The organism is Aequorivita soesokkakensis (genome assembly GCF_001641085.1).
Taxonomy (GTDB): Bacteria; Bacteroidota; Bacteroidia; order Flavobacteriales; family Flavobacteriaceae; genus Aequorivita; species Aequorivita soesokkakensis.
Genome location: NZ_LXIE01000041.1, coordinates 1 through 6,544, shown reverse-complemented (window position 1 = coordinate 6,544; position 6,544 = coordinate 1). Strand labels below are relative to the sequence as shown.

At 37.0% G+C, this 6,544-nt stretch carries 7 protein-coding genes and 1 tRNA gene; 5 read left to right on the top strand and 3 right to left on the bottom strand.

All coding sequences use genetic code 11. The annotated features are described in order from the left end of the window. The first annotated feature begins 58 nt into the window (after window positions 1-58). The 3 genes from surE to coaD are packed head-to-tail and all read left to right on the top strand — an operon-like array spanning window position 59 to window position 1,649. The gene (surE, locus tag A7A78_RS11960) at window positions 59-835 is read left to right on the top strand and encodes a 5'/3'-nucleotidase SurE (RefSeq protein WP_068762700.1); all 777 of its coding nucleotides are present in this window, start codon (window positions 59-61) and stop codon (window positions 833-835) included. A gap of 15 nt (window positions 836-850) precedes the next feature. Beyond that, window positions 851-1,138 carry a hypothetical protein gene (locus A7A78_RS11955; RefSeq protein ID WP_068762699.1) on the top strand — a complete coding sequence of 96 codons (288 nt, stop codon included), beginning with the start codon at window positions 851-853 and terminating at the stop codon, window positions 1,136-1,138. Window positions 1,139-1,193: 55 nt separating this feature from the next. Beyond that, on the top strand, window positions 1,194-1,649 hold the full coding sequence (gene coaD / locus A7A78_RS11950) for a pantetheine-phosphate adenylyltransferase (RefSeq protein WP_068762698.1): 456 nt from the start codon (window positions 1,194-1,196) through the stop codon (window positions 1,647-1,649). Window positions 1,650-1,722: 73 nt separating this feature from the next. On the opposite strand, the gene rpsT is transcribed toward coaD, so the two are convergent. From rpsT to proS, 3 genes are all read right to left on the bottom strand, one after another. Continuing rightward, complete coding sequence (rpsT, locus tag A7A78_RS11945; protein WP_068762697.1) at window positions 1,723-1,974, bottom strand: 30S ribosomal protein S20; 252 nt, start codon at window positions 1,972-1,974, stop codon at window positions 1,723-1,725. 27 nt (window positions 1,975-2,001) lie between these two features. Then, a tRNA-Glu gene (locus tag A7A78_RS11940) sits at window positions 2,002-2,073 on the bottom strand. An 81-nt stretch (window positions 2,074-2,154) separates the two neighbouring features. After that, the gene (gene proS / locus A7A78_RS11935; RefSeq protein WP_068762696.1) at window positions 2,155-3,630 is read right to left on the bottom strand and encodes a proline--tRNA ligase; all 1,476 of its coding nucleotides are present in this window, start codon (window positions 3,628-3,630) and stop codon (window positions 2,155-2,157) included. A 102-nt stretch (window positions 3,631-3,732) separates the two neighbouring features. On the opposite strand from proS, the gene A7A78_RS11930 reads away from it, so the two are divergent. Further along, window positions 3,733-4,746 (top strand): hypothetical protein, encoded by a 1,014-nt coding sequence (locus tag A7A78_RS11930; RefSeq protein ID WP_131811142.1) that lies wholly within the window; start codon window positions 3,733-3,735, stop codon window positions 4,744-4,746. A gap of 38 nt (window positions 4,747-4,784) precedes the next feature. Continuing rightward, complete coding sequence (locus A7A78_RS11925; protein ID WP_068762694.1) at window positions 4,785-6,305, top strand: OmpP1/FadL family transporter; 1,521 nt, start codon at window positions 4,785-4,787, stop codon at window positions 6,303-6,305. Window positions 6,306-6,544: the final 239 nt, after the last annotated feature.

Sequence of the window (6,544 nt, the reverse complement as noted above, 5' to 3'; positions counted from 1 at the left end):
AATTCAGAATTCTGAATTAATAACTGTATTTTTGTTTCTTCAAAATTCAAAAAGATTTATGTCTAAAAAAAGACCGTTAATATTAGTTACCAATGATGATGGCATCAACGCACCTGGAATTCGAACTTTAATTGAAGTTATGAATACCCTTGGCGATGTTTGTGTGGTGGCACCAGATTCGCCACAGAGCGGAATGGGCCACGCCATAACCATAAACGACACTTTGTATTGCAATAGTATAAAAATGACCAATGGCGACCCACATAAAGAATACAGTTGCAGCGGTACGCCTGTGGATTGCGTAAAGTTGGCGGTGAATGAAATTTTGAAACGCAAACCGGATCTTTGTGTAAGCGGCATCAACCACGGAAGTAATTCTTCAATAAACGTTATTTACAGCGGCACAATGAGCGCAGCAGTAGAAGCAGGAACGCTGGGCATTCCATCTATTGGATTTTCACTTTTGGATTATTCCTTGGAAGCAGATTTTGACCCTGCGAAGAAATTTGTAAAAGCAATTGCACAGCAAACTATAAAAAATGGGCTTCCAAAAGGGGTTGTTTTAAATGTTAATATTCCAAAGTTAAACGCTAAAGAAATAAAAGGCATCAAAGTTTGCAGGCAAGCAAACGCACATTGGGAAGAAAAATTTGATAAACGCACAAATCCACTTGGCCGTGATTATTACTGGCTTACTGGCGAATTTGTGAACGAGGACAAAGGCGAGGATACTGACGAATGGGCACTTCACAACGGTTTTGTTTCAGTGGTTCCCGTGCAGTTTGACCTTACTGCCCACCATGCAATGAAAGAACTCAACACTTGGGATTTTTAAATTATTGAAAGAAATATGAAGCCACACATAAAAGAGATATTAATTGGTTTTATTATAGGTTTGGCCGCAAACATGGCCGGCACTTATTTATATATTTTCTTTTTTTCAAAACTTAGTTTGGAATCTACGTTACAAGCCGCACTTGAAAATGATTTTTTAGGAAGTTTAATCGCTTTGGGCGCTATTTTAAATTTAGGTGTATTTTTTATTTTTCTGAAAAAGAAGCAGTATTATAGAGCACGCGGCGTAGTTTTAGCTACAGTAATTGCCGCATTGGCTATTTTAATTTCGAAATTTTTCTGAAAAGAAAACCAGTTTTATTTTTAACTCATTAACTTAGTAACCCAATACCATAAAAATGAGACGTGCAATTTTTCCCGGAACTTTTGACCCAATAACACTTGGGCATGTGGATATTATAAAACGTGCACTTCCGCTTTTTGATGAATTGATAATTGCCATTGGCGTAAATGCTGATAAAAAAACGATGTTTTCTTTGGAAGAAAGAATTCAGTTTATAAAAAACACCTTTGAAGGGGAATCGAAAATCACTGTAAAAAGCTATTCTGGGTTGACAGCAAAATTCTGTATTTCTGAAAAAGCCCAATTTATAATTCGGGGTTTGCGAAATACTACCGATTTGAATTATGAACAACCCATCGCACAGACCAATTATAAAATGGCAAAGGTTGAAAGCATTTTCTTAATCTGTTCCCCCGAAGTTTCAAATATATCTTCCACAATCGTTCGCGATATAATGAGAAACGATGGGGATTATTCAGATTTGGTTCCCGCTTCGGTTATAAATCAATAAAAAATTTAAAAATTTTCAACCAAAAAACCCTCTCAGTTTCCTGAAAGGGTTTTCAAAATTTTCTTATTAAGAATTATAGCGCAGCTACGTGCTTAGCCATATTCGATTTTAAATTGGAAGCTTTATTACTGTGAATAATGTTTTTCTTCGCCAATTTATCAATCATAGAAACAACGCTTGGAAACATAGTTTCAGCTTCTTTCTTGTCAGTAAGCTCCTGAAATCTTTTCATGGCGTTACGGGCAGTTTTGTGCTGGTAACGGTTACGCAAGCGCTTTGCCTCGTTGCTTCTTATTCTCTTTAATGCTGACTTGTGATTTGCCATTTTGTTTTTATTAAATTCTAATTTTTGTAGTCCGTAGGGGAATCGAACCCCTGTTACCAGGATGAAAACCTGGCGTCCTAACCCCTAGACGAACGGACCATTCTTTGTTTTTAAATGCGGATGCAAAAATACAACTATTTTTGAATGCCGCAAATCCTAAATTACTTTTTTCAAAAAAAATTAATAAGCCCTTGCAAAAAGTACTTTTCTCTGGGAAGGATTTCCAGTAACCATACAGGTTCCAGCCACAATGTTTCCATCTAAAGGAATACATCTTATAGTAGCTTTTGTTTCGTTTTTAATTTTCTCTTCGGTCTCAGCTGTCCCGTCCCAGTGGGCCAAAATAAAGCCGCCCTTGGTGTCCAAAACTTTCTTGAACTCTTCATAAGAAGAAACTTCCGTGGTGTTTTCAGATCTATGGGAAATAGCTTTTTTATAAAGGTTATTCTGAATTTCCTCCATCAACGAAACAACTTTTTCAACAACATTTTCATTGCTTATGAATTCTTTTTGAAGTGTATCCCGTCTAGCCAATTCCACCGTTCCTTTTTCAACATCTTTTGGACCAATGGCAATACGTACAGGAACCCCTTTCAATTCGTATTCATTGAATTTCCAACCCGGTTTTTGGGTATCGCGGTTGTCATATTTCACACGGATTCCTTTAGAGCGCAATTCTTTCATTAAATCCCTGGCCACTTTATCTACGGCTTCAAACTCTTCATCATTTCTATAAATTGGGACAATTACCACTTGATCTGGCGCCAAGTTTGGAGGCAAAACCAAGCCATTGTCATCACTGTGCGTCATAACCAAAGCCCCCATCAAACGTGTAGAAACACCCCAAGAAGTTGCCCAAACGTAATCAAGTTCGCCTTCTTTTGAAGTAAATTTTACATCAAAAGCCTTTGCAAAATTCTGCCCTAAAAAGTGCGATGTCCCCGCTTGCAATGCTTTTCCATCCTGCATTAAAGCTTCAATACAGTAGGTTTCCAAAGCACCTGCGAAACGCTCACTGGCAGTTTTTGTTCCTTTTATAACCGGAATAGCCATGTAATTCTCAACAAAATCTGAATATACATTCATCATTTGTTCTGCTTCTGCAATGGCTTCATCTTTGGTCGCATGGGCTGTATGACCTTCCTGCCACAGAAATTCCGCAGTGCGCAAAAATAAACGCGTTCGCATTTCCCAACGTACCACATTTGCCCATTGATTGATCAAAAGCGGCAAATCGCGATAGGATTGGATCCATTTTCTATAAGTATCCCAAATTATGGTTTCTGAAGTTGGGCGGACAATCAATTCCTCTTCCAGTTTTGCATCCGGATCCACAATAATACCACTACCATCTTCTGCATTTTTCAATCTATAGTGTGTAACAACTGCACATTCCTTAGCAAAACCATCAACGTGACTTGCCTCTTTACTAAAGTAAGATTTAGGAATAAAAAGTGGAAAATAAGCATTTTGGTGCCCTGTCTCTTTGAACATTCGATCCAATTCCGCTTGCATCCGTTCCCAAATTGCATATCCATATGGCTTTATAACCATACAGCCCCGAACTCCTGAATTTTCAGCAAGATCTGCCTTGACTACTAATTCATTATACCATTTGGAGTAATCCTCCTCCCTTGTTGTTAAATTCTTTGCCATAGCCCTGTTTTTGGCACAAATGTTGTGTCTATGTTAAATGATTAGTTATTGTCCGCAAAACTACTTATTTTTATGATGTTCAACAATAAAATTACCACAGATATGTCCACTCAAAAATTTAATATAAAACGTTTCATCCCTTTAGCATTTATGGGGGTTTTTGCTCTTTTGCTCACTTCCTGTGGAACATACAACAAAGGTTATAATCAAAATGACGGCATTTACGCTTCCGGCAATAATGCAAATGAGGAAGTTAATAACGATGATAATTCTTCCGAAAAAGCAAATTATTACAAGCAGTATTTCGAATCTAAGTCAAATACCTATTCCGATCTGCCTGAGGAAGGGGCGATTTTTACAGACATAGAGGCTTATTCAACAACAGAGAGTCTAGATGAAGACGGCAACATAGTTATAGAAGATAATTACAGTGATGAAGAAGGCTACGGCCCTTGGGGTAGTAACGCAGAAGATATTACAGTAAATATTTATAATTATGGCGGTTATGGATATGGTTTCTACCACAGACCTTACTGGTATGGTGGTTATTGGGATTATTATCCATATTATGGCTATTCTCCTTATTGGGGAATAAGTTATGGATGGGGCTATCCTTATTATGGCTATGGTTATGGCTATGGATATCCTTATTACCACGGTTATGGTTATTACAACTCTTACTACCCTTACAATCAATATTATAATGGTGTTTCATATAACCGGGGCAGAAGAAATACGGATTATAGCAGAACGGAATCCAGAGGAAGATCAAATAATGTTTCCACTAGAAATTCTTACAGCCGTTCCGAAATTTCACGCCGTGTAAATAGAAATAACGTTAGAGCCAATAATAATACCCGAACAATCCGCAGCAACAGTAATACAACTCGATCTAATTCAAATAATGTAATTAGAAACACGCGTTCCAATACAACCCGTAGCGGTAATTATTCTCAACCCACTAGAAGCAATACAACACGAAGCAGCAACTATTCTACGCCTACAAGAAGCAGCAACTCTGGCTCAGTTAGAAGCTCTGGAGGAAGCAGTGGAAGATCTAGTAGCGGAAGCAGCAGTGGCGGACGCTCAAGCAGTGGACGTGGCGGACGCGGTTAAAATAATTCATCAAAATATTTTTTTATAAGTTTTTCTCTATGAAAAGAATACAATTCTTCATTATAGCTGCCTTTTCTTTTGCAGTTACCCAAGCCCAAAACACAACGGATGGTTTAAGATACAGTAACGAACAGAATATCGGCACTGCCCGTTTTACTGCTCTTAGTGGCGCAATGGGTGCTTTGGGCGGTGATTTTTCAGCAATGAGTGTTAATCCAGCTGGTGGCGCAGTTTTTCTAAATTCTGGATTGCAACTTTCCGCTTCTTTGTTTGATGTTGAAAATAAAGCAAATTACTTCAACAATAATGAAAAAACTATTTCCGATGATGTTACATTAAACCAATTGGGAGGTATATTCGTTATTAATAATTCAAATGAGGAATCGGCCTTTAAAAAATTTACAATTGGATTGAATTATAACGTCAACAAAAATTTCGAAAATCAAATATATATCGCTGGTATTGGAAATACTTCCATTGGCGATTTTTTTGTGGCACAAGCCCAAGGAATTCCGCTAAACCTTTTACAATTGCAATCTGGCGAATCTATTTCAGATTTATACCAATATCTTGGCGAGTATGAAGGAACCGTTGCACAGAATGCTTTTTTAGGCTACCAAGCGTTTCTTTTTGATCCAGTTGACCCAAACAACCCTTCAAATACTGCTTATACCTCCAATGTTTCTAGTGGAAATTTCAACCAAGAGTATGCATATCTTTCGCAGGGTTACAATAGTAAATTCTCTATAAATCTTGCCACTCAAATCACGAATGATCTTTTCTTCGGAATAAATATAAATACCCATACCGTTGAATTTGACCAAAGTTCATTTTTGCTTGAAAGTAATGGAAACCCTGGCTCTACAGTAAATAGAGTTGGATTTGAAAATAATCTTTCCGTTACTGGCGCTGGAATTTCCGCACAAGTAGGTGGAATTGCAAAAGTGGCAAACAATTTACGCTTTGGGTTAAGTTTTGATACGCCAACTTGGTTCCAACTTTCTGAAGAAACCACACAAAGCCTTGAAAGCAGACGCGTTTTTGAAGGACAAACTATAAATGAATTTATTGATCCGCGCGTAATAAACGTTTATGAAGATTATACTCTAAGAACTCCAGGAAAAATTTCAGCAAGTGCCGCATATATTTTTGGGCAAAACGGACTTATTAGTTTTGATTATTCTTATAAAGATTATTCCCAAATTGAGTTTATCCCTATAAATGGTTCTGGTTTTAATGAATTAAACCGAACAATAGAAAACACATTAAAAGGTGTTTCTGCATACAAAGCCGGTGCTGAATTTCGCATAAATCAATTAAGCCTTCGCGGTGGTTTTCATTATGAGGAAAGCCCTTATCAAGATGATACCATCGTTGGTAATCTAATGGGCTTTTCACTTGGCGCAGGCTACAATTTTGGAAAGTTTACTTGTGATCTTGCTTATTCAAGATCTGAAGAGGAAAGAAATCAACAATTATATTCCGTTGGCTTAACCAACACTGCTAACATAAATTCAATTTACAGCAATTTTGTTGCCTCTTTAGGTTTTAATTTTTAAATGACTTTTTTAAACCAACTCTCTCCCTTTATAGTCGAATATTTTTTCTTCTGAAGAGTTTACTTATCATTCTCTAAAGAATTAAATAGTTAACTTTTAATGAAAATTAAGCCATTAAAGAAAACTTTTTTAACTCAACTTAAGCAATAACACGCAAACAATTTTAGAGCATTAAAAAACCCCGCAAAATTGCGGAGTTTTTATTTGTGTCTCTAGGCCTATCGTTTTAAGGTAAAATG

Bases quoted from the DNA above. Each gene is read 5' to 3' on its own strand.
- surE (WP_068762700.1), top strand. From the start codon at position 59: ATGTCTAAAAAAAGACCGTTAATATTAGTTACCAATGATGATGGCATC.
- A7A78_RS11955 (WP_068762699.1), top strand. From the start codon at position 851: ATGAAGCCACACATAAAAGAGATATTAATTGGTTTTATTATAGGTTTG.
- coaD (WP_068762698.1), top strand. From the start codon at position 1,194: ATGAGACGTGCAATTTTTCCCGGAACTTTTGACCCAATAACACTTGGG.
- rpsT (WP_068762697.1), bottom strand. From the start codon at position 1,974: ATGGCAAATCACAAGTCAGCATTAAAGAGAATAAGAAGCAACGAGGCA.
- proS (WP_068762696.1), bottom strand. From the start codon at position 3,630: ATGGCAAAGAATTTAACAACAAGGGAGGAGGATTACTCCAAATGGTAT.
- A7A78_RS11930 (WP_131811142.1), top strand. From the start codon at position 3,733: ATGTCCACTCAAAAATTTAATATAAAACGTTTCATCCCTTTAGCATTT.
- A7A78_RS11925 (WP_068762694.1), top strand. From the start codon at position 4,785: ATGAAAAGAATACAATTCTTCATTATAGCTGCCTTTTCTTTTGCAGTT.